Origin of the sequence: Iodobacter ciconiae (genome assembly GCF_003952345.1) — a bacterium.
GTDB lineage: Bacteria > Pseudomonadota > Gammaproteobacteria > Burkholderiales > Chitinibacteraceae > Iodobacter > Iodobacter ciconiae.
On the sequence record NZ_CP034433.1, the window covers coordinates 915,678 to 939,933 of the forward strand.

12 protein-coding genes and 2 riboswitches are annotated in these 24,256 nt (G+C 47.0%); of the genes, 5 read left to right on the forward strand and 7 right to left on the reverse strand.

The window, feature by feature from the left end; genetic code table 11:
• Positions 1-469: 469 nt before the first annotated feature.
• The 5 genes from fic (at position 470) to EJO50_RS04120 (ending at position 10,363) form a co-directional block, all read left to right on the forward strand.
• Entirely contained in the window at positions 470-1,093 is a 624-nt protein-coding gene (fic, locus tag EJO50_RS04100; RefSeq protein ID WP_125971749.1) for a protein adenylyltransferase Fic, read from the forward strand.
• A gap of 133 nt (positions 1,094-1,226) precedes the next feature.
• Positions 1,227-1,619: an endonuclease domain-containing protein gene (locus EJO50_RS04105; protein ID WP_164521424.1), complete on the forward strand. Its 393-nt coding sequence runs from the start codon at positions 1,227-1,229 to the stop codon at positions 1,617-1,619.
• Positions 1,620-1,819: 200 nt separating this feature from the next.
• Complete coding sequence (locus EJO50_RS04110) at positions 1,820-5,017, forward strand: type I restriction endonuclease subunit R, EcoR124 family (protein ID WP_125971750.1); 3,198 nt, start codon at positions 1,820-1,822, stop codon at positions 5,015-5,017.
• 941 nt (positions 5,018-5,958) lie between these two features.
• Positions 5,959-8,520 (forward strand): dermonecrotic toxin domain-containing protein, encoded by a 2,562-nt coding sequence (locus tag EJO50_RS17125; protein WP_164521425.1) that lies wholly within the window; start codon positions 5,959-5,961, stop codon positions 8,518-8,520.
• Positions 8,521-8,845: 325 nt separating this feature from the next.
• Positions 8,846-10,363 carry a fumarate hydratase gene (locus tag EJO50_RS04120; protein ID WP_125971751.1) on the forward strand — a complete coding sequence of 506 codons (1,518 nt, stop codon included), beginning with the start codon at positions 8,846-8,848 and terminating at the stop codon, positions 10,361-10,363.
• Between the two features lie 207 nt (positions 10,364-10,570).
• On the opposite strand, the gene gcvP is transcribed toward EJO50_RS04120, so the two are convergent.
• From gcvP to clpB, 7 genes are all read right to left on the reverse strand, one after another.
• Entirely contained in the window at positions 10,571-13,441 is a 2,871-nt protein-coding gene (gcvP, locus tag EJO50_RS04125) for an aminomethyl-transferring glycine dehydrogenase (protein WP_125971752.1), read from the reverse strand.
• A gap of 190 nt (positions 13,442-13,631) precedes the next feature.
• Positions 13,632-14,009: a glycine cleavage system protein GcvH gene (gene gcvH, locus EJO50_RS04130; RefSeq protein ID WP_125971753.1), complete on the reverse strand. Its 378-nt coding sequence runs from the start codon at positions 14,007-14,009 to the stop codon at positions 13,632-13,634.
• A 247-nt stretch (positions 14,010-14,256) separates the two neighbouring features.
• Entirely contained in the window at positions 14,257-15,348 is a 1,092-nt protein-coding gene (gene gcvT, locus EJO50_RS04135) for a glycine cleavage system aminomethyltransferase GcvT (protein WP_125971754.1), read from the reverse strand.
• 53 nt (positions 15,349-15,401) lie between these two features.
• A riboswitch (glycine riboswitch) is annotated at positions 15,402-15,496 on the reverse strand.
• 1 nt (position 15,497) lies between these two features.
• A riboswitch (glycine riboswitch) is annotated at positions 15,498-15,593 on the reverse strand.
• Between the two features lie 109 nt (positions 15,594-15,702).
• Positions 15,703-17,715 carry a BCCT family transporter gene (locus EJO50_RS04140; protein ID WP_125971755.1) on the reverse strand — a complete coding sequence of 671 codons (2,013 nt, stop codon included), beginning with the start codon at positions 17,713-17,715 and terminating at the stop codon, positions 15,703-15,705.
• A gap of 159 nt (positions 17,716-17,874) precedes the next feature.
• Entirely contained in the window at positions 17,875-19,617 is a 1,743-nt protein-coding gene (locus EJO50_RS04145; protein WP_206434448.1) for a SulP family inorganic anion transporter, read from the reverse strand.
• 50 nt (positions 19,618-19,667) lie between these two features.
• Positions 19,668-21,173 carry a GGDEF domain-containing protein gene (locus tag EJO50_RS04150; RefSeq protein ID WP_125971756.1) on the reverse strand — a complete coding sequence of 502 codons (1,506 nt, stop codon included), beginning with the start codon at positions 21,171-21,173 and terminating at the stop codon, positions 19,668-19,670.
• Between the two features lie 264 nt (positions 21,174-21,437).
• A complete protein-coding gene (clpB, locus tag EJO50_RS04155; protein WP_125971757.1) occupies positions 21,438-24,020 on the reverse strand; it encodes an ATP-dependent chaperone ClpB in 2,583 nt (860 codons plus the stop codon).
• Positions 24,021-24,256: the final 236 nt, after the last annotated feature.

Sequence of the window (24,256 nt, forward strand, 5' to 3'; positions counted from 1 at the left end):
AAGCGCTGAATGCTTGCAATGTAGTGCCTGGATACTGATATTACAAAAATGCGGGAAAGTAGAAGCAATATTTTGAAAATGCGTGATTTTATTCCGCATTTGAAAAAGGGGCTGGGGAGCATACCGTTCACTGAGGCATTGGTTTTGCCTCCCCCTTTGTAAAAGGGGGATCGAGGGGGATTTGCTTTTTAGCCACTTTATTTGGCAAATTTTGTTAATCAAATAGTGCTAAATCCCCCCTAGCCCCCCTTTTTCAAAGAGGGGAACCAGACAATCCTATCAACTTAGCTAGATGTCATTACGTTTTTAGCGCAATGACAAATATTGAATCATCGTAGGGCGGGTGAAACCCGCCCTACAAAAACATTTCGCTTAAGTTGATAGGATTGGGGAACCAGTGTGCTGACTTGTGTAGATACTTATGTGCGGGAAGTGAATCAAAACCAAGTGTTTAAGCTAAGGAAAAGTGATGACTTTAGAAAATAAACTCGGTATCAGCAATGCGGTAGAGCTGGCAAGGCTTGAAGAAAAGTTGAGTAAAGCCCAGGCGCATAAGCTATTTACCAGCGGCTTTTTAGACACGCTGAATGCCGGTAGCTTTCAGGCTTTGGCGAGCATTCACGAATATTTGTTTGCTGAGATTTATGCTTTTGCGGGCAAGGTTCGCGAGGTGAATATTGCAAAAGGGAATTTTCGTTTTGCGCCTGTAATGTATCTGGCCGTGTCTTTAAAAAATATAGAGGCCATGCCGCAGACCACCTTTAATGAAATTATTGAAAAATACGTAGAAATGAATATTGCCCACCCCTTTAGAGAAGGCAATGGCAGAAGCACCAGAATATGGCTTGATTTAATTCTTAAAAAAGAACTCAAGCAGGTGATTGATTGGCAGCGTGTCGATAAGAATGATTATTTAATGGCAATGGAGCGCAGCCCCGTTAAAGACATTGAAATTAAATACCTTTTACAGCAAGCCCTGACCGAGCAAATTGACAGTGCTGAAGTTTATATGAAAGGCATTGATGCCAGTTATTATTACGAGGGCTATACCCTGTATAAAACTGAAGATATTGCAGATGATACTGAAGCATAATTTATCCGGCAAATCCCCCTCGGTCCCCCTTTTACAAAGGGGGAGGCTTAAGCGCTAAATTGTTGCTATGTAGTGTGTAGTGACTTCTGGATGATTTTATCCCCCCTTTGAAAAAGGGGGGTTAGGGGGGATTTTGCAACCATACAAACCTGGCCTGAAACCTTTTTCTCAAGACTTGCGCAAGCATATGACCGATGCGGAACAATTGCTTTGGTCAAGACTGCGACGCAAACAAGTGTTGGGTGTGCCGTTTTATCGGCAGAAGCCTATAGCGAGTTTTATTGTAGATTTTTATTCGGCAGCAGCCAGTCTGGTGATTGAGCTGGACGGATCTCAGCACTTTGAAGCCGAGCATCAGGCAAATGATAAGGAAAGAGATCAGGCGCTGGCGGCAGTGGGCTTATTGGTATTGCGATTTGATAATAGGCAAGTTTTACAAGAGTTAGACGAAGTGATGCAGGTGATTTTTTGTGAGGTTGAAAGGCGAATCCCCCTCAATCCCCCTTTTACAAAGGGGGAGGCTTAAGTGCTAAATTGTTGCTATGTAGTGTGCAGTGATTCATACGTGATTTTATCCCCCCCTTTGAAAAAGGGGGGGTAGGGGGGATTTAGCATTGAAGTTTCGGCTGATATCATGCCAATTCAATACCAAATCCCCTTCTATCCCTCTTTTTTAAAGGGGGGCGTGGCACGGAATTAATGGCGAAAAAATATACGGAATGATTTATGACTTTTACAACAGAAAGTGCTTTTGAAACCGCCTTAATCAATGAATTAAAAAATAAAGGCTGGGATGGTCAAGTTTTAAAGAATCCTAGTGAAGCCGATTTACTGCAAAACTGGGCAGATATTTTATTTCAGAATAATCGTGATATTGACCGCCTGAACGATGTGCCGCTAAGCAATAGCGAAATGCAGCAGATTGTAGAGCAAATTCGCGAACTAAAAACGCCGCTTAAACTTAACGGTTTTATTAATGGCAAAACCGTAGCTATTACCCGCGATAATCCGAAAGACTTACTGCATTTTGGTAAAGAAATTAGCCTGAAAATTTTCGACCGCCACGAAATTGCTGCAGGGCAAACCCTGTATCAAATTGTGCAGCAGCCCAAATTTGCTAAAGTATCCAATATATTGAATGATCGCCGTGGCGATTTGATGCTGCTGATTAATGGCATGCCTTTAATTCATATCGAGCTAAAACGCAGCGGCGTGCCGGTTAGCCATGCTTATAATCAAATTCAAAAATATTCTGCTGAGGGTGTATTCAGCGGTTTATTTGCCTTGGTGCAGGTATTTGTGGCGATGGAGCCTGCCGAAATGGTTTACTTTGCCAACCCTGGCATGGATGGCAAATTTAATAAAGATTTTTACTTTCATTGGGCCGATTTTGATAATGAGCCGATTAATGATTGGAAAATCATTGCCGCTCGGTTTTTGTCTATTCCTATGGCGCATCAGCTGATTGGCTATTACACCGTGGCCGATAACTCGGATGGCGTATTAAAGGTGATGCGCAGTTATCAGTATTATGCTGCCAACGCTATTTCAGACAAGGTATCTAAAACCAACTGGGCCGATAAAGATCGTTTAGGCGGGTATGTGTGGCATACCACCGGCTCTGGCAAAACCATGACCAGTTTTAAATCAGCGCAGCTGATTGCCAATACTAAAGATGCCGATAAAGTCATTTTTTTAATGGATAGAATTGAGCTGGGTGTGCAATCTTTGCAGGAGTACCGAGGCTTTGCCGCCGAGGGTGAAACGGTGCAGGCCACCGAAAATACGGGCGTACTGATCGCCAAACTAAAAAGCACTGACCCCGCCAATACCCTGATTGTTAGCTCGATTCAAAAAATGAGTAATATCAATGAAGAAGCTAATGAGGACGGCGTAGGCTTACAAAGCCATGATATTGAGCTGATTAATAGCAAGCGCATCGTGTTTATTGTGGATGAAGCCCATCGCTCTACTTTTGGCGATATGTTGATCACCATTAAAGCGACCTTTCCTGAAGCCATTTTTTTTGGCTTTACCGGCACGCCTATTCAGGAAGAAAACCAAAAGAAACACAATACCACCTCATCCGTGTTTGGCAATGAATTACACCGCTATAGCATTGCTGATGGTATTCGGGATAAAAATGTGCTGGGTTTCGATCCGTACAAAGTCATGACTTATAAAGACAAAGATTTAAGAAAAGCAGTGGCATTGGAGAAAGCCAAAGCGGCTACCGATATTGAAGCCTTGGCCGACCCTGCTAAAAAAGAAATGTTTAACCGCTATATGGGCAAAGTCACTATGGCGGGGTATACGGAGCCGGATGGCAAGTATGTAAAAGGCATTGAAGATGAATTGCCTAAAGCGCAATACACCCGTGCCGAGCATCAGGAAAAAGTAGTTGAAGATATTCTGGAAAACTGGACAAGCCTGAGCCAGAACAGTCAGTTTCACGCTATTTTTGCTACCAGTAGTATTCCGGAAGCGATTGAGTATTATCGCCGTTTAAAAAAAGCTGCACCTGCATTAAAAATATCTGCTTTATTTGACCCAAATATTGATGAGGGTGGCGACTATGCAGATGGCGGAGCATTTAAACAAGCGGGTTTAATTGAAATTATTGAAGACTATAACGCTCAGTATGGCCAGGATTTTAATTTAGCGAGTCACGCTCAATTTAAAAAAGATATTGCCGCAAGACTCGCCCATAAAAAGCCATATTTACGTATTGCAAAAACACCAGCGCAACAAATTGATTTACTGATTGTGGTAGATCAAATGCTTACGGGGTTTGATTCCAAATGGCTGAATACCCTGTATCTGGATAAAGTGCTTAAATATGAAAATATCATTCAGGCTTTTTCCCGTACTAATCGACTTTATATAGAACACGAAAAGCCTTTTGGAACAATTCGTTATTATCGCTACCCGCACAGCATGGAGCGCAATATTAATGCTGCAGTGAAGCTGTATTCAGGGGATAAGCCAATCGGGCTATTTGTAGATAAGCTTGAAAGCAATTTGAAAAAAATCAATGCTATTTATGCTGAAATATCAGAGTTGTTTAATCATGCCGGAGTCGAAAATTTTGAAAAACTCCCAACTGATAAATCGGTATGCGGCCAATTTGCCAAACTATTTGCGCGCTTAAATGAATATTTAGAAGCGGCTAAGATTCAGGGCTTTGTCTGGAGTAAGCCAAGTGAGTCGTTGAGCAAGAAAAAACCAGAGGTAACACTCGCCTTTGATGAAAATAGTTATTTAATTTTGGCATTACGATATAAGGAATTATCCAGTGGTAGCGGAGGGGGCGGTGGTGGGGGCAATATACCGTTTGAAATATCGGGTCATTTGACTGAAATCGATACAGGGAAAATAGATGCGGATTATATGAATTCCCGTTTTGAAAAATATCTGAAGACGATTCAGCAAAATGGTGTCAGTGGTACGGATATTCAAAATACATTGGATGAACTTCATAAATCCTTCGCCACGCTGACACAGGAAGAGCAAAAATTCGCTAATATTTTCCTGAATGATGTACAAAGGGGAGATGTAACACTAGAGTCCGGCAAAACCTTCAGAGAGTACATTACTGAATACCTGGCAAAAGCTAAAAACTCGCAAATTGTCGAGTTGGTTAATGCTTTGCTGATGGAGCAAGACGCAAATCATGTCGCATTCAAAAGTAAATTAAGCAAAATAATGAATACTGGAGTTACTGCGGCCAATATCAATGAATTTGGTCGCTTTGATGATTTGAAAAGCTGTGTTGATAAAGCCAAAGCCAAGATTTATTTTGAAGAATTGAAAGGCTCAGCCCTTTCAGAGTTCATGGTCAATAGGGAGATCGATAAATTGCTTCGGACGTTTATTATCCGTGGTGGTTTTGATCTGGAGCAGTTCGGCAGCAGTGCTTTATAACAAGCACCCGGCTGCAGCAGAAGCTATGCCACTATTTGAAATGTAGAATCTAAGATTTGTAAATTTAGCCCACCATTTCAACTGGTGGGCTTTTTGTTTGGGTAATCGGCTTTGTAATACAATCCTCGCTTAGAAAATTGCTTGTTTATATTTGTATGATTAAATAGCGACCGGGTTTTCAAATTTCATCGTGCACAAAAGTATTATGCGCCAGTATTTTGCAGGCAAGGCTCAAAGAATATTGCAGGGTATGTTATTGCTCAAGTGCTGTATAGGCTTGCCTTTAATGACTGGCTCAGATCGATTTCTCATTTCTCTGAAAATCATCAGGGCATCTACAGCATTTATTGTAATTTAAAATTAAATATGCATATTGGATATTTGCACCGGTTTTTCTTTGCCTGCATAGGGTGTTCTGTATGGCCTGATCAAATTCGTTCAGATAATGATCTGTAAGATATTAGCGGCCTATTGAAAAAATGGGTGGATTTATATTTTATTGGATTGGCACTCGTCTATCCTGACAATCTTCATAAAATGCATGTATTGAGTTTTATAATCGCAGGTGGGTTATTAAATAGCTGGCTTATAATGGTTTTAGTGTATTGAAAAAATAAAAAACAAATGGTTTGATTTTTACAATAAAAAACTCTTATATTTGGGAGGGGTGCTATTTACTCGAAACAAGCACCCGTTTTGTAAGCCTGAGTTCTATCTTTAAATGAGTTTAAAAATGGGTAGCACTAAATTACTAAATGGCATAACTCATTTGGCAATGAAATGGTGTAAAATATTCACGAGCTCTAAATCATTTTATTTATTTATCTATTAAATAAATATCAAATATTAAAATAGAATTTGCACATAAAGATTTGCAGGCTCGTTTTCTTTTGCATGTTTTTTCTGGCATATAACTAATTTTGTTTTCTAAGGTGAAACCCATGAAGAATTCAACATTAATTAATTTGAGTATTGTTATTGCATTGGCATTTACATCGCAATGCACTTTAGCTGCGCTATCAAATAACCAGGTAAAAAAAATAACAAAACCGATATTGTCTGATGAATTATCAATACGTTATGATAAAGCTTGGAAAACTCATTTTGCCCAAGAGCATGCACAACTTTTGCAAGCTATTCCTGATCCACATATCATTGCAGCAAGTGAGTTAAAAAAGGCGCTTGAAAAACACGGCTACCATGATATTGATCCAAATAATACTTTCTTCAATATGTTTGCAGGTGGCAATAGCAGCCCAAGAAGTTATAACGGCTGGCAGCATATGAAACAACCTATTCGCTCATATACACTTACTCAAGCCGTTATGCTTAATGTATTCAATGAATTTCGTGGAGGATTTCCGGGAGACATCAATCTATATACAGGTATTTATACTGAAGGGCCAGGGGCCACCCAATATAATGAGAAGAATGAAGTACGGCTGCTTTCTTCAAAGTTATGGGATATTGATTATTATGATTTAGATATTCAAGCTTCATATACTGCAGCATTAAAGCAATTCTGGCAAACTAACAGTGAAAAGTTTATGCATTTAATGCGCGATAACTTTGCCTTTTCTGCTTATCAACAATATAAGCTTGGCTTACTTAATCAGGCACAATATCAACTTGCCTCTGCTGTGATTAAAGGCCAGCGCCCGGATGATGTATATGTATATCGCTTCGATATTTATGGCTATTATTCAACGGATATTTTTGTTATTGAACAGCAGGGCCGTGATGGAGGATTGCTTTATATTCCGGGTGCCAGTCAGCCTTTTATTGCTTTTAATAGTGAAAGGCAGCTTAAAAAAATCCTTTACAGAGCCATACAATCAGATACATCGAGGCAAGCATTTGCAAAACACTTTAGCCTGTATGACCGGCAAGATGGGGTAAGTTATTCGGGTGTGGATTCGTCACTGAATGGGTTGGCAAATCAGTCATGGAATGAATCTTTCATTATGATGAAAAAGTATCCGCTTTATGGTGATGTATTTGCACGTTTAGCCGAACTTCAAAAAGCCAGAATGGCCAGTGATGGCGATACCGTGATCAAATCCAATAGCGAAGCGGAGCGGGATTATATTTTAAGCACCACTTATTCTTTGTTTTCTGTATTACCGATTATGGATATTATTTTACCGGAAGTTGGTGTTCCTCTTACCATGGCTATTTGCTCAACACAGCTTGGTTTGAGTATTGATGAGTCAATAGAGGAGGATACCTTGGCCGGGCGGCAGCAAGGCGCCAAAATGAGCGCTGTAAATTCTGCGCTGCTCGCCGCCACTGCGATTATTCCTAATGCCATTGCTTTTGGTCGTAAGGTATCGGAATACCTGGCTTCTACTTTGGATTTTATAGATAACCAGATTTTCCTTAATCATGGCGTTTCTGAAGCGGATATGCTGGCTTTTTCTCAGATCCCGAAAGTGATCGAGCACCCTCAAACAGGTGAGGAATTACTTGGCGTTAAACTCACCGATCAAGGAAGAAATGTATTGCTTAAAGCCGATGGATTTGGCATGTATAAGGAAGTTGATCCATTAAGTGGCCGGATTCTGGCCGACTCACGCGTTGTTCGAACTCTTTCTTATGACACAGGAGAGGTGCAATGGCTAAGTCGCGGAGGATTAAGAGGGGGGGGCGTAAGTGAAGCAGGTAATGAAATCAGTGATTCTGTTAAGGCAGAGTATAGCAACGTAAATGCCCCTTCATCAGAAATTTTACTTCCGGAAGATCTGCCGCAGCGCCCTGGGTTTGGCGGATCTGGGTATCTCTATATGGGAGGGAGCCTTGATAGTGTCACCCGCGACTTTTTAGAGTTAGAGATGAAAGTTGACCCATATGCAAAACTGACGGATGTAAAAGCCCTGCATCGTTTAAATGAACAAGCTCAGATGGAAATAAAAGAAGTCCCCTTTTTGTATAGCTACGACTCCAAACTAAATGGCATTACTACTTTCAGGGGGGATGAGCGTTTACCTGATGAAATCTTTCACTCAGGGTTTAACCGCCGTCCGGTGCAGGTGCAATATGTACGATTAGCCGAGGATACTAAGGCGATTCGTGGTGTTATTTCAACCAGTAAAGATGAAGCTGTCGCAGTTGGCTATGCGATACACAACCAACGGGGTTATGTCTATGCCATTGAGCTTAATCATGGCGGCGTTGCTGTTGATACCTCTTTACACGGTCGGGCTTTAAATGAAATCGCAACTTTGAATATTCCGCCAGAAGATATTATGTTTGCGGTTGGCCCGTTTACTAATACTGAAGTTACCATGGGCGTCATTAAAGAAAACACAGCGGTACGAACTGCAGAGCTGTTAATTAATCCTCATTCCACCGCATCCTCGGAAGTCGCTAAAGCTGCATTTGAAAAACTCAAGGTCACGTTGAAATACGACTTGAGCCCCGAAATGTCTTTTGCCGAACGCTATGAAGATCGACAGGACTTGTTCTGGCATGAAGATGAGGCAATGTCCGACGCGAGTGATTAACTTATCCGAAAGCCTGTAGATCCTTTTATTTGAATACCCGTGAAATTAAATAAACAGCCTCCGGCAAAGCCGGGGGCTGGCTGACGGCTTTGGCCCGGATGGAAGTTTTAAAGCAAAATTAAATTCTGCTGCGATCTGCTTTGAGATAGCAGATGCCGCTGTTTCAGATTGTGGTGCGCGGTTTAAATAAAAATGACGCTAATCACATTGCATTGTAAGCGGATTGCATTGATTTAAATATGGAGCTGGCTGATAGCGCTAATATTTTCTGGCCTGCTCATGCGCTACAATTGCGTCATCCTATAAAACCACTGGGGGCCAGAAGATGACAATAATCCGTCAGCAAGACGTAATCGACAGCATTAGCGACAGCCTGCAATACATCAGCTATTACCATCCTAAAGATTACATCCAGGCCTTGGGTGTGGCTTATGAAAAAGAAGAATCTCCCGCCGCCAAAGACGCTATTGCACAAATCCTGACTAATAGCCGTATGTGTGCGGAAGGCCATCGCCCTATTTGCCAGGATACCGGCATCGTCACCTGTTTTGTGCGCGTTGGCATGAATGTGCAGTGGCGTGATGCGACCATGAGCCTCTCTGACATGATTAACGAGGGCGTGCGCCGCGCTTATCTGCACCCGGATAACAAGCTGCGTGCATCCATCCTGCAAGATCCGGCAGGCAAGCGCCAGAACACCAAAGACAATACACCGGCGGTGATTCATTACGAGGTTGTGGAAGGCAATACGGTAGAAATCGATATTGCAGCCAAGGGCGGTGGCTCCGAGAACAAATCCAAATTTGCCATGCTCAACCCATCGGACTCGATTGTGGATTGGGTACTTAAAACCATACCGCAAATGGGCGCAGGCTGGTGCCCGCCGGGTATGTTGGGGATCGGGATTGGTGGTACGGCAGAAAAAGCCATGGTCATGGCCAAAGAAGCGCTGATGGAAGAAATCGATATCCATGAGCTGATCGAGCGCGGCGCACAGACCCGCAGCGAAGAATTGCGTATCGAGTTATACGAAAAAGTAAATGCGCTAGGCATCGGTGCGCAGGGCCTGGGTGGCCTCGCTACCGTACTGGATGTAAAAATCAAAGACTACCCAACCCACGCCGCCAGCCTGCCGATTGCCATGATCCCCAACTGCGCCGCTACCCGCCATGTGCATTTCACGCTGGATGGCAGCGGCCCTGCGGTGTTGGAAGCGCCCAGGCTGGAAGACTGGCCCGATGTGACCTGGACACCATCTGCAGCCGCCACCCGTGTTGATTTAAACACGGTAACGCGTGAAGACGTTGCCAGCTGGCAGCCAGGGCAAACCCTGCTCTTAAACGGCAAAATGCTTACCGGCCGCGATGCCGCGCATAAACGCATGGTGGATATGCTGAACAAAGGCGAAAAACTGCCGGTTGATTTTGCTGGCCGCTTTATTTACTACGTTGGCCCGGTAGACCCGGTGCGCGATGAAATCGTCGGCCCGGCGGGCCCGACCACCGCCACGCGTATGGATAAATTTACCGAACAAGTGCTGGCCGAAACGGGTTTACTTGGCATGATCGGCAAGGCAGAACGTGGCCCGGCCGGCTTGGATGCCATCAAAAAACACCAGTCGGTTTATCTGATGGCCGTAGGCGGCGCCGCCTATCTGGTTTCCAAAGCTATCAAAGCCAGCCGTGTGGTTGGCTTTGCTGATCTGGGGATGGAAGCTATTTACGAGTTTGATGTGGTGGATATGCCCGTTACCGTAGCGGTTGATTCGCAAGGTATCTCGGTACACGCTACCGCGCCAAAAATCTGGCAGGCTAAGATTGGTAAAATCCCGGTTGTGGGTTAAGGCATTTATCAAACTGTAAACAAATATAAAACCCGCCATGTGTGGGTTTTGTCGGGGAGCAGGCTGGTTTGTGCGTTAGTACTATTCTGGAGCTTTTGCCAGTGCATGAGTCGTTGTCTGACAGTTCATGTCTGAAGCCGGTAAGTGATATGCAGCAAAAGGCCACCCTCGCAGATGGCCTTTTGCCTGGTGCTTTTTTTTAAAAGTTTATTCGTAATCAGACATCGGTAAGCAAGCGCAAAATAGATTGCGATCGCCGTAGACGTTGTCTGCACGGCTAACCGGTGGCCAGTATTTATTACGTTTTATGCTTTCCAGCGGGAAGGCGGCTGTGGCGCGTGTGTAGCCGTGTTCCCACGTCTCGCTAGTCAATACTTCTACCGTGTGCGGTGCGTTCACCAGCGGATTGTCCGCCAGTGTCCATTCGCCACTCACCACGCGATCGATCTCGCTGCGGATGGCAATCATGGCGTCGATAAAGCGATCGAGTTCTGCTTTTGATTCGCTTTCGGTCGGCTCCACCATCAGCGTGCCCGGTACCGGGAAGCTCATGGTTGGCGCGTGAAAACCATAATCCATCAGGCGTTTTGCCACATCTTCATTGCTGATGCCGCTCAGCTCTTTCAGTGGGCGCAGGTCCAGAATACATTCGTGAGCAACTAAACCATCGTGGCCGCTGTAAAGCACAGGGTAGAAAGGCGCAAGGCGTTTGGCGATGTAGTTGGCGTTCAGAATCGCCACTTCAGTTGCGCTTTTCAGTCCTTCGCTCCCCATCATGGCGATATACATCCATGAGATAGGCAAAATCGCTGCCGAGCCGTAAGGCGCTGCGCTGACTGCACTTATACCTTGTGGATTACGTTCATAGCCGCTGCTTTGCTGATTAGGCAAGAATGGTACTAAGTGTGCAGCTACCGCTACCGGGCCAACACCCGGTCCGCCGCCGCCGTGAGGAATGCAGAATGTTTTGTGCAGGTTTAAGTGGCTTACATCGCCGCCAAACTGGCCGGGTGCGCATAGGCCCACCATGGCATTCATATTTGCGCCGTCGATATACACCTGGCCGCCGTGGCCGTGTACGATTTCGCACACTTCCTTAACCGATTCTTCAAACACGCCGTGCGTGCTTGGGTAGGTGATCATAATGGCGGCAATATTGGCGCTGTGCTTATCGGCTTTGGCACGCAAATCGGCCAGATCGATATTGCCTGCTTCATCGCAAGCAACAACCACAACGGTGAGGCCAGCCATCTGTGCAGAGGCTGGATTGGTGCCGTGAGCAGAAGCGGGGATGAGCACAATATCGCGGCCAGCATCGTTACGCGATGCGTGGTAAGCCTTGATAATCAACAGACCCGCGTATTCTCCCTGGCTACCGGCATTAGGCTGCAGGCTGACGCCCGCGTAGCCGGTTGCCGCGCAAAGCATGGCTTCAAGCTGGGTGATCATTTCGCGGTAGCCCGCTGTTTGTGCGTTTGGTGCAAACGGGTGGACATTGGCAAATTCCGGCCAGGTAACCGGCATCATTTCGCTGGCAGCATTGAGCTTCATGGTGCAAGAGCCCAGCGGAATCATGGTGCGATCCAGCGCTAGGTCTTTATCTGCCAGGCTACGCAGGTAACGCATCATCTCGGTTTCGGAGTGATAGCGATTAAAGGTAGGGTGAGTCAGAAAATCGGACTGGCGCAGCAGTTCGCCCGGCAAGGCTCCTGCGATTTCTGCATCGATGGCGTCTACGGTTGGCAGGGGTTTGCCTGCTGCAAATACATGCCAGAGCGCGGCTACGTCTTTGCGGGTGGTGGTTTCGTCCAGCGACAGGCCTACCGTATGGGCATCAATACTGCGTAAGTTAATACCGTGAGAATGAGCAAGGGCATGCACTGCAGCCGCATCGCTGACTGAAAGCGTCAGCGTATCAAACCAGCTGCTATTGATAATTTTAGCGTCAAGCTGCGTTAAGCCTGCAGCTAAAATGCTGGTCAGACGGTGTACACGGTGAGCAATGCGTTTTAAACCGCTTGGGCCGTGGTAAACGGCGTACATGCTGGCCATGACGGCGAGCAATACTTGGGCAGTACAGATATTGGATGTGGCTTTTTCACGGCGGATATGTTGCTCGCGGGTTTGCAGGGCAAGGCGGTAAGCGCTCTTGCCTTGCGCATCAATGGTAATCCCGACCAGACGGCCAGGCATCGAGCGTTTGAATTCATCGCGTGTGGCCAAAAACCCTGCGTGCGGGCCACCAAAGCCGAGCGGTACACCAAAGCGCTGGCTATTACCTACCACTACGTCTGCGCCCCATTCGCCGGGCGCTGCCAGCAGGGTGAGCGCCAGCAGATCAGCGGCTACCACCACTAAAGTGCCTTTAGCGTGTAAATCAGCCACCAGTGCGCGGTAATCCGGCACATCGCCGTTGACCCCAGGGTATTGCAGTAGTACACCAAAACCGTCGCCTGCTTCACCCAGACCTGTGCGCACTTCAATGCCCAGTGGCGCTGCACGGGTGGCAATCACTTCGCGGGTTTGTGGCAGCACATCGGCGGCGACATAGAAAATGGTCGATTTGCTTTTGCTCATTCGCAGCAATAGCGTCATCGCTTCGGCAGCAGCGGTGCCTTCGTCCAGCATGGATGCATTGGCAATCGCCATGCCGGTCATATCGGTAATCATTTGCTGGAAGTTAATAATCGCTTCCAGACGGCCTTGGCTGATTTCTGGCTGGTATGGGGTGTAAGCCGTGTACCAGGCCGGGTTTTCTAAAATATTGCGCAAAATCACGCTGGGAGTATGGGTGCCGTAATAGCCCTGACCAATCATGCTCTTTTTGAGCACATTCTTGCTTGCAATGGCTTTCAGTGTGGCTAAAGCCTCGGCTTCGCTTTTCGCCTGAGTGAATTCACCCAGCGGCAAAGCATCCTGACGGTGAATGGCGGCAGGAACGATATTTTTAATCAGATCGGAGCGTGTAGCGTAGCCCAGCGTGGCCAGCATGGCGGCTTCTTCCGCAGCATTAGGGCCGATATGGCGGGCCACAAAAGCGGCGTGATCTTCAAGACGGCAAAGAGATGCAGTGGTCATGGCGGCAACCGTAAGTGTACGTGGGGCAAAAACTCAAAACCCCATCAAACCCAGGTCTTTAACTACGGAGTTAAGGAGAGCACGGAGTTTCGCGGAGAAAAACAAGTTTCCTAGGGTTTTCCTCGTGAAACTCCGTGTCCTGTGTGGTCTCTGTGTTTCAAGATTTGGGTTTCAGGGGGGAGTATGAAAATCAGCCGATGGCTTTTTCGTAATCGGCAGCGCTTAGCATGGCATCGAGATCAGCCACGTTGTCCGGGGTGATTTTGAATAGCCATGCGCTGTAAGCGTCGGTGTTGACTTGCTCTGGCGCGTTGGTCAAGTCGTCATTGCTTTCAACAATCACACCCGCCAGTGGTGCGTAGATATCGCTGGCGGCTTTAACTGATTCAACCACACCACAAGCGTCATTTTTAGCGTAGCGAGTACCCGCTGCTGGTAATTCCAGAAACACGATATCGCCCAGCGCTTCTTGTGCGTGGTTGGTAATACCGATGGTGATGCTGCCATCTGATTCAAGGCGAAGCCATTCGTGAGTGTCGGTGAATTTTAAGTTAGCTGGGATAGACATAAAAGTGCTCCGGTATGGGGTTAGTGCTAAAAAATATAGTCTGTGAACAGCATAAATAGAATGAAAGCAATTTGGCTTAAATGCTTAGGTATTGGTTCAGCGTTTTTTCTCAAAATCCAAACCTTGAACCACGGAGTTTAGGAGAACACGGCGGGCTACAGAGAACAACAAAGTCTCGAAGGCTTTCTCTGTGAAATTCCGTGTTCTCTGTGTCCTCCGTGTTTTAAGATTTGGGTTTTGAGTTTTTTTAAAGCTGTGATTTCCCGTTGCGTACAAAAGGCATTTTTACGACACGGGCGGCTAGTTTTTTGTCTCGGATCGCCACGTGTACGGTGTCGCCAATGGCAACGCCAAGCGGTAAACGCGCCATAGCAATGGATTGTTGCAGGCTTGGCGAGAACGTACCGCTGGTGATCTCGCCGGTCCCCTGTTCGGTATGCACTACCTGATGACCGCGCAGCACGCCGCCTTTATCCAGTAGCAATAAGCCTAGAAATTGCTGGGTCTGACCTTGGGCGGTGAGGGCGTCTTTACCAACGAAATCGCGTTCTGAAACTAAATCAATCGTCCAGGCTAAACCCGCGTTCAGTGGGTTGATGGTTTCGTCCATATCCTGGCCGTATAAATTCATACCGGCTTCTAAACGCAGCGTGTCACGGGCACCAAGACCACAGGGGCGCACACCTGCGGCGATCAGCTGGTTCCAGAAATTTTCAATTTGCGTAGCAGGCAAAACGACTTCAAAGCCATCTTCACCGGTGTAGCCGGTGCGGGCGATCATCACATCGCCAATTTGTGCGGCATTGAAAGGCTTGAGATCTGAGCTGGCGGTCCGGGTTTCTGGCAAAACTTCCCAGACTTTAGTGCGGGCATTGGGGCCTTGTACGGCCAGAATAGCTAAATCATTGCGGGAGGTAATCGTGAGGCCGGTATTCCAGTCGCTATTGAGCTGCTGCAGCCATGCGATGTCTTTGTCCGCAGTACCGGCGTTAACTACCAGGCGGAAGTAGTCTTCGGCAAAGTAATAAACGATTAAATCGTCAATCACGGTGGCTTTCTGGTTAAGCAGGCAAGAGTAAAGGGCTTTACCGGAAACTTTGAGCTTGGCCACATTGTTGGCAATGGCGCGGGTCAGAAAAGCTCGAACTTGTTCACCTTTGAGATCGACCACACGCATATGGCTGACATCAAACATGCCTGCATCGGTGCGAACGGCATGGTGTTCTTCGATTTGCGAGCCGTAGTTAACCGGCATATCCCAGCCGCCAAAATCGACCATGCGGGCGTTGGCAATACGATGGGCAGCATTGAGCGGGGTAGTGTGGAGTTGGGCGGACATGGCTCTCTCGAACATGGCGCTGCAAGCCAAATCTGGCTGGTGAATGCAGCGGCCCCTCTGTCCTTGGTACCTGAGAGATTCCAAAGCGGATCTGGTGATCTACTTTGTTAGCCCCTTCGGTGGGCGATTTACGCCGCTCTCCAGAGTGTTGATGCCAAAGAGTCCTTTTGCCTGAGCGTTCGCGGGCGTTGCGCCTTCGGCGGTACCAAGGGTTTTCCCCAGGTACTCTCTCCTCTTTAGTGGTCGAAATTTAACGGCTTAGGCAGTGCTTGTCAATTTTTACAGGTACATGTTTTTGAGTATTTAAATGGTATAGCGCCCCGCCAGGGCGGGCGGGGTGCTATGAATGGCCGTTTAAGTGTGCCCGGGGGCGCTGTTAAGTAAATGGGAGTCCTGATTTTGCATCAGATTTAAATAACGCTCGTATTGTTTGAGTACATCGGCAATCAGCTCCTGCTGAATCATGTATTGCACATCGTAGCCCTGGCGGCCGTCCTCAAAGAAGGTAACGGGCACGTAGTGATGCGGTCTGCTCGACATCGGCAGTGATGCATCACGCAGTGCAAAGGTAGCAACCGGCTGCTTTAAGGGGCGCACGCCGTAAACAAAATCACGCAGATTGGCCTGTGGCACAATTAAAGAAACCGCATTATCGTCTCCGTGTAATACAGAGGCACTTAAACCTTGCTTTTGCAGCTCGGCTGCGACTTCATTAAGTGCAGGCAGCACGCTTTTGGCGATAAATCTTTCAACATCACTCAGACGCGGCTCTTGCAGAATTTGTGCAAGACGGGTTCGCCAGTGCTGGCCTGTCCAGAAGGTGGTACTTGGAGAAAACTTCTGTGAAAAGTGTAGCCGGTCAGCGGCCAGGCCTTTACAAAGGCTAAAGCACAGCAAAAGCATAATTACCGTAAAGGGCAGGGCAGCAATCAGTGTCATGGCCTGCAGCCCTTTCAGGCCACCTGCTGTAAGCAAAATTGCGGCAGTTGAACCTAGTAAAACAGTCCAGAATACGCTTTGCCATGCAGGTGATTTTTCTGCTCCCCGGGTTGCGATAGTATTAAGGACAAAAGCACCCGAATCTGCCGAGGTCACAAAAAACACAGCAATCAGCAGAACCGTGATTGAAGAGGTGACTTTAACCAGTGGCAGGTATTCAAAAAATTTGAATAGCAGCGCATCCACATTGCCTGCAGTTTGCGATAGCGCACCGGCTGCGGTATGCATATCCAGCCAGATGGCGGTGTTGCCAAAAACAGTCATCCAGACCAGATTAAACAGGGCAGGGATGAGCATGACGCCGATGATAAATTCACGTAAGGTGCGGCCGCGCGAAATACGGGCAATAAACATCCCGACAAAGGGGGACCAGGAAATCCACCATGCCCAGTACAGCAGCGTCCAGCCGTTAAACCAGCCTTCATTTTGCGTTGGTTCATAGGTGTAGGAGCGGAAAGTCAGCTGCACTAAACCGGATAGATAATTGCCCAGATTGTCACTGAATGCTCCTAGTAAATACAGTGTCGGACCGGCAAAAAGCACGAATATCATCAGCATAATGGCCAGGCTTAGATTAAGCTCGCTCAGGCGGCGTAAGCCTTTATCCAGCCCGGATGCGGCCGACCAGCCTGCCAGCCCGATTACTACGGCAATCAGGCCGTACTGAAATTGCAGATTGGACGTCTCCCAGCCGGTCAGTGAATTCAGGCCTGCGCTGATTTGCAAAATGCCGTATCCCAGCGTGGTGGCAATCCCGAAAATGGTGCCGCACAGGGCAAATACATCGACAGCATGGCCGATGGGACCATTAATTTTGTCGCGCAAAATCGGGTAGAGGCCGGAGCGGATAGTCAGTGGCAGATTGTAGCGAAAGCCAAAATAGGCCAGCACGAGGCCCACCAGGCAATAAATTGCCCAGGCATGAAAGCCCCAGTGAAAGAAGGTGATGGTCATGGCTTCACGGGCTGCAGCAATGGTGCGCCCTTCTGTGAGGGGCGGAGATACATAATGCTGCATCGGCTCACCCACGCCGAAATACATCAGGCCAATTCCCATGCCTGCGGCAAACAGCATGGCCACCCAGGAGGTGAAATTATATTCTGGCTTGGCGTCGTCCGGGCCGAGGCGGATATTGCCGTAAGGGCTGCAGGCAATGGCGGTGAGGGTAATAACAAAGATGGCTACAGAGAGGATATAAAGCCAGCTGAATTTGAGGGTAACCCAGGCTTGACCTTGTAGAAAAAATTGCTCTGCCGCACTAGGGTTGAGGGTGCAAATGGCAAGTAAAATACCGATTATGATCATGCTGGGTAGAAACACAGGCATGCTGAGGGTGTGATGGAGGCGGGATTGGGGACTTGTATTCATGCGTCTCCTTGTAGTGGCTAAAAAACAAAGCCGTTTGGGGATGAAAGGCGGGAGTAGTGCGTGTACACGTATTTAGCTATGTGTTTAGCTGTTTGTGGCTGACACTTTAACAATGATTTTTTGGTTTGTAATGTTAAATAATACAAATAAGTGGCTAAATCATATATTGCCCATCGGGCTTTTTTCTAAACTTTCATACTGATCTGGCGCTGGGTTTTGAAGTAAGCGATCTACTTTTTGCCATGCTGCTTGTAAATCGGATAACAAAAATTCTGCTCCTAAATGCTGATCAAAGCCTGAGCGGTGAATCAGTGAATGGGGCTGTATGCCTGCGCCGCAAATGATCAGACTGGCTCCTTTGTGATGTAATAAATTTTGTAAGGATTCCAGTGCTTCCAGTCCTGTGGTGTCCATGTTTAGTAAGGAGGACAGATCTAGAATCAGCAAATCAGGCTGGATTTTATGCGGGTCCAGCAGTGATTCGATTTTAGCAATTGAGCCGAAAAATAAAGAGCCATGAATGCGCCATGCTTCTATCTGGCCGGCTTTACTGCTTATGGATTCGGGTAGTTCAACTTTTGTTAAGTGAGTCAGGCTAGATACCCGGGTAATAAAGAAAATACAGGCTAAAAGTAAACCAACCTCCATTGCTACGGTTAAATCTACTACCACGGTTAAAATAAAAGTAGAAAGCAAAATGGTGCGATAGTTGCCGGTGAACTGCTGCAAACGGCGAAACTCTGCCCATTCCCCCATATTCCAGGCCACATAAAGCAAAACGGCAGCCAGGCTGCTGAGAGGTATTAATTTGGCAAAGGGGGCTGCAACAGCCATAAGCAGCAAAATAGACAGGGCGTGCACCATGCCAGAGACAGGGCTGGTGGCTCCGCTATTAATATTTGTAACGGTACGGGCAATGGTTCCGGTTGCACAAAATCCGCCAAATAATGGTGAAACGAAATTGGCAATGCCCTGAGCCATCAATTCCTGATTAGGGTTGTGCCGGTCATTAATCATACCGTCTGCAATTCGGGCACAAAGTAGTGATTCAATTGCGCCTAATATGGCAATGGTTAAGGCTGGCTGAATAATTGCCGTTAACGAATGCCAGGCGAACTGGGGAAATGCAGGGGCGGGCAGCCGGGATGGGATCTCTCCAAAGCGGCTGCCAATGGTTGCAATATTTATTTCAGGCCATTGTGCAAGTAATGTACCAAATAGTATTGCAATAATACTGCCGGGGATTTTTTTGCAGATAGTGGGTAAATATTTTACGGCTTTGGGCCAGATAATAAGGATGGTTAGTGAGAGCACACCAATACCAAGCGTGGCGAAATGAATATCGGGAAGAGCGAGAGTAATTGCTTTTATTTTTAGAAAAAAATCTGCAGGCAGATGGTTGATATTTAATCCCAGAAAATCATTGAGCTGTGATAGTGCAATAAGTGCGGCAATTCCATTGGTAAATCCAATTACGATTGAAACCGGAATATGCCGGACCAGAGCACCTAATCCAAATAGCCCGAGTAAAAACATAAATACGCCTGCCAGCATGGTGGCTAATAATAAATTACCTAAGCCATATTGCTGAATAATGGCATAAACCACCACAATAAACGCACCGGCAGGTCCGCCAATCTGCACTTTGGAGCCGCCTAATAGCGAAATTAGAAATCCTGCAATAATGGCTGTGGTAAGCCCTGCTGCGGGTGTAAGCCCGCTTGCAATAGCAAAAGCCATTGCAAGCGGAAGTGCCACAATACCAACGCTGATTCCTGCTGTGATATCTGCCATTAATTTGTTTTTATTGTAATCATGAAGGATATCAAGAGAGCGGGGATGAAAGCGGGTCAGCATGATCGGGCCAAATGAAAGGCAGATTTTAATTATGGTGTATTGCATAAAATCTGCATAAGGATCAGGTAAGTTGTTGCAGTTTTGGCCTGAAGTAGCTACAGCTCGACACAAGATGCGTTATGGGGTGCGCATTGCACCTGATTTCTGCCGGCGGCTTTTGCCGCATACATGGCTTGATCTGCCCGGTTAAGCAGGCAGTCCAGGCCCGGGTCGCTGTCTTCCAGCATGGCTACACCAATGCTGATGGTGATGCGGATTTCTTTGTCTTCAAATCTAATGCGTGCCAGCTCTTCAACGGCCAGTCTTAATTTATTGCCGGCCTGCATGGCTTCAGTTTGCGTGGTGCCGGGCAAAAGCAGTACAAATTCTTCACCGCCCCAACGCGCAAAGCTGTCTGTTGCACGTAATTCGGCACTACATACCCGGCATAATTCTTTCAGGGTTAAATCTCCGGCTAAATGGCCGTGATGATCGTTGACGTTTTTAAAGTGATCAATATCAATTAACAAAATCGACAGGGGCTGCTGATAGCGCCGGGCATAGGTTATGGCTTCATCGCACCGGCGCTGCCATTCCCTTCGGTTGGTAACACCTGTCAGCTCGTCGGTAGTCACCAGCTCTTCAAGGCGCAGGTTGGCCGCTGCCAGTGCTTCGGTTCTGATGGCAACTTCAAATTCAAGTCGAATTTTGCTGTGGCTGAGTAATTCCTGTAAAAGTGCAAGATAATGCAGTGTCAGCCCGACTGAAAAGAGAAAGAGTTGTAAATTAATAAATGAAATAATTTGATTTGCGTGGGTAAACGGGCCTGTTTGATAAGCTGTACTCATCATTGACAGGGTAAAAACAATAAATAAGGCAACAGATGTTCCGGCCAGCCTGAAATGAATGGCAATTAATAATAAAACAGGTAAAACCAGCATCATCAAATAATTGTGTACTAAAATCCCCAGAGCAACAATAAATAGGAGAGCTGTAAAATAGGGAAGGGCGGGGCGGAATTTGTTTTCTAACTCGCCGGATTTCCAGCTTGCATATATCGGAGCAATAATAAAAATACCTGCAGTATCGCCAATTATAAGTAATATCATTTGTTGAAGATTGGACAATAGGCTGGTATAGGGAATTGTGCTACTAAAGGTTAGCAATGCATGCCATAGCATCATGCTGATTGCAGCAGGCATAAAGCATATTTGTTTCCAGAAATATGGGAGATCACCAGGTGTTTGTAATGGGGGGTGATGGTTTTTTTTTATGAAGGTTTGCCATGCCCTGGCCGCCATGACAGATTGCCAGCAATCAATTGCTGCAGGTATCAGACCCAGAATAAGCGATAAAGGGAGAGCGTACCGGGTATTCGAATGAGTTAGAAAATGATAGTAAGTGTGGGTATTCAGAATAGCGCTGCCTGATAAAACAAGAGGAATTCCTCTTTTTCCCAGCTCCAGTATAATAACCAGGCCGCAGCCTGATGCAAACCCAATCACTGCAAAGTTTTCTTGCGGCAGGGTAGCAAATTGAATACCAAGTAAGCCAATGCCCAGATATAGAAGCAGCAGCACAATGGCCTTGGTATTTGTAAGCGAGATAAGAGCTTGCTTCATTGCATTTTGTTTAAAAGCTGATTATTAAGCTTATGTTATTATTTTAATAATTGTTAATTATTTTGAATTTCAGTAAGTTTTTTTATGTAAGTTAATCTTTTTATTTATTTTTAAAAATTTTATCAGGCGTGGCTATGCATATTCATAAATACGAAATATTCTTATTGCTGGGAGACTGTAAGAAGTTGGCAGTGATGTAGTATTCAGAAAAATAACGGCATTCCGAAGAATGCCGTTATGTGATGATTACCGTGATACAGATATTTAATGAGATTGCTTAAAGCAAAGTATTCCATTTTCCGCATCAATGGTGAGTAAGTGCCCTGCACTTACATTTCCCTCAAGTATTGCCTTGGATAAGGGGTTTTCAATTTCGGTTTGAATAGCGCGTTTTAATGGCCTTGCGCCATAAACCGGGTCAAACCCAGCTGCGGCAACAATATCGAGTGCGGCATCTGTTACGCTCAATTCTATTTCCATATGGGCTAAACGGCTTTGTAAGCGATTAAGCTGAATGCGCGCGATGTTTCTGATGGCTGCTTGATCCAGTGAGTGGAAAACCACCATTTCATCAATCCGGTTAACAAATTCGGGCCGGAAATGGCTTTGCACTTCGGCTAATACCGCCATTTTAATGACTTGATAATCCATGCCCGCCATAGCTTGAATTTGCTGGCTCCCTAAATTACTGGTCATCACAATGACGGTGTTTCTGAAATCCACCGTGCGCCCCTGCCCATCGGTCAGACGGCCGTCGTCCAGCACCTGCAGCAAAATGTTAAATACATCGGGATGTGCTTTTTCGACTTCATCCAGCAGAATCACACTATAGGGTTTGCGGCGCACAGCCTCGGTCAGGTAGCCGCCTTCCTCATAGCCCACATAGCCCGGAGGCGCGCCGACTAACCGGGATACGCTGTGTTTTTCCATAAATTCGCTCATATCGAGGCGAATCAAATGATCCGGTGAATCAAATAAAAATTCTGCCAGCGCTTTGGTTAGCTCGGTTTTACCTACGCCGGTCGGGCCAAGAAACAGAAAGCTGCCATAAGGGCGGTTAGGGTCAGAAAGCCCGGCACGGGAGCGGCGGATAGCGTCGGATACCAGCCGCACGGCCTCTGATTGCCCGACTACTTTTTGATGCAGGGCGTTCTCCATGGCGAGCAATTTTGCCCGCTCGCCTTGCAGCATGCGGCTGATTGGAATGCCCGTCGCCCGGCTGACTACTTCGGCGATCTCTTCCGAGCCTACCTGGGTGCGCAGCAGTTTGAGCTTGCCGCCGGTGGCCTCTGATGCTTCGGCCGCTTTGAGCTTGGCTTCAAGCTGCGGCAACTGGCCGTACTGCAGCTCGCTGGCTTTGTCCCACTCGCCACGGCGCTGGGCGGCGTCCATGGCGGTTTTAACACGTTCAATTTCTTCCCGGATTGCCTGGCTGCCAAGTACGCTGGCTTTTTCTGCTTTCCAGATTTCTTCTAAGTCTGAATATTCTTTCTCCAGCCGGGCGCTTTCTTCTTCGATCAGGGTCAGGCGCTTTTTAGAGGCTTCGTCTTTTTCGCGCTTTACCGCTTCGCGCTCGATTTTAAGCTGAATAATGCGCCGGTCCAGCTTATCCATGACTTCGGGCTTGGAGTCGATTTCCATTTTGATGCGCGCGGCGGCTTCGTCGATTAAGTCGATGGCTTTATCGGGTAAAAAGCGGTCGGTGATATAGCGATGGCTCAGCTCGGCGGCGGCCACAATGGCAGGGTCGGTGATTTCTACCCCATGATGGATTTCGTATTTTTCCTGTAAGCCGCGCAAAATGGCAATGGTGGCCTCCACGCTGGGCTCGTTCACCAGCACCTTCTGGAAGCGGCGCTCCAGCGCAGGATCTTTTTCCACGTATTTGCGGTATTCATCTAGCGTGGTGGCGCCAATGCAATGCAGCTCACCCCGTGCCAGCGCCGGTTTGAGCATATTGCCTGCATCCATCGAGCCTTCAGTTTTGCCTGCGCCAACCAGCGTATGCAGCTCATCGATAAAGATAATCGTGTTGCCTTCGTCTTTGGCCAGCTCATTGAGCACGGCTTTCAGGCGCTCTTCAAATTCGCCACGGTATTTGGTGCCTGCCAGCAAAGACGCCAGATCGAGCACCAACACGCGCTTGGATTTGAGCGATTCAGGCACTTCGCCATTCACAATCCGCTGAGCGAGGCCTTCGACAATCGCGGTTTTACCTACGCCCGGCTCACCAATCAGCACCGGGTTGTTTTTGGTGCGGCGCTGTAAAACCTGCATGGCACGGCGGATTTCATCGTCACGGCCAATCACCGGGTCCAGCTTGCCCGCTTTGGCGCGCTCGGTCAGATCCATGCAATATTTATCCAGTGCTTCACGGTTCTGATCAGCATCCGAACTATCTACACTTTGCCCGCCGCGTACGGCATCAATGGCTGCTGCAACGGCTTCTTTTTTTGCGCCGTTTTCTTTAAGCAAACGGCCTGTGTCGCCTTTGTCTGCCGTTAAAGCCAGCAAAAACAGATCGCTGGAAATAAATTGATCATTGCGTTTAAGCGCAGCTTTGTCTGTCAGGTTTAGTAAATTGCTGAGTTCTTTAGAGACAGTGATTTCACCATCGCCGCCGCTTACTTTTGGCAGGCGCTCAATTGCGGCAGCAAGTGCTGTTTTGAGTGGATTAACATTTACTCCCGCTCTGGCCAGTAAGGCAGAAGCGCCGGAATCCACATCGGCCAGTAGCGCGGCCAGCACGTGTTGGGGTTCAATGTAAGGGTTGTCATTGGCGTTGGCGCTGCTTTGTGCATCACCTATGGCTTGCTGAAATTTTGTGGTCAGTTTATCGAAACGCATTTCGCACACCTCCAAAGTTTGTTCTTACGCTATAGATGGGGACATGGCAGGGGAGATCAAGGGTCGAGAAAAACCAAATCTTAAACCACGGAGAAAAAGGAGTACGGAGAAGGGTAGGGAGAAAATCCTATTTATTATGGTGTGACTCAAAGTCACTTCCCGAAATGGCATCATTAACGCAAAACCGTCATCCCCGAGTGTTTTTATCGGGGATCCAGCAGCGCATCTGGATTTTA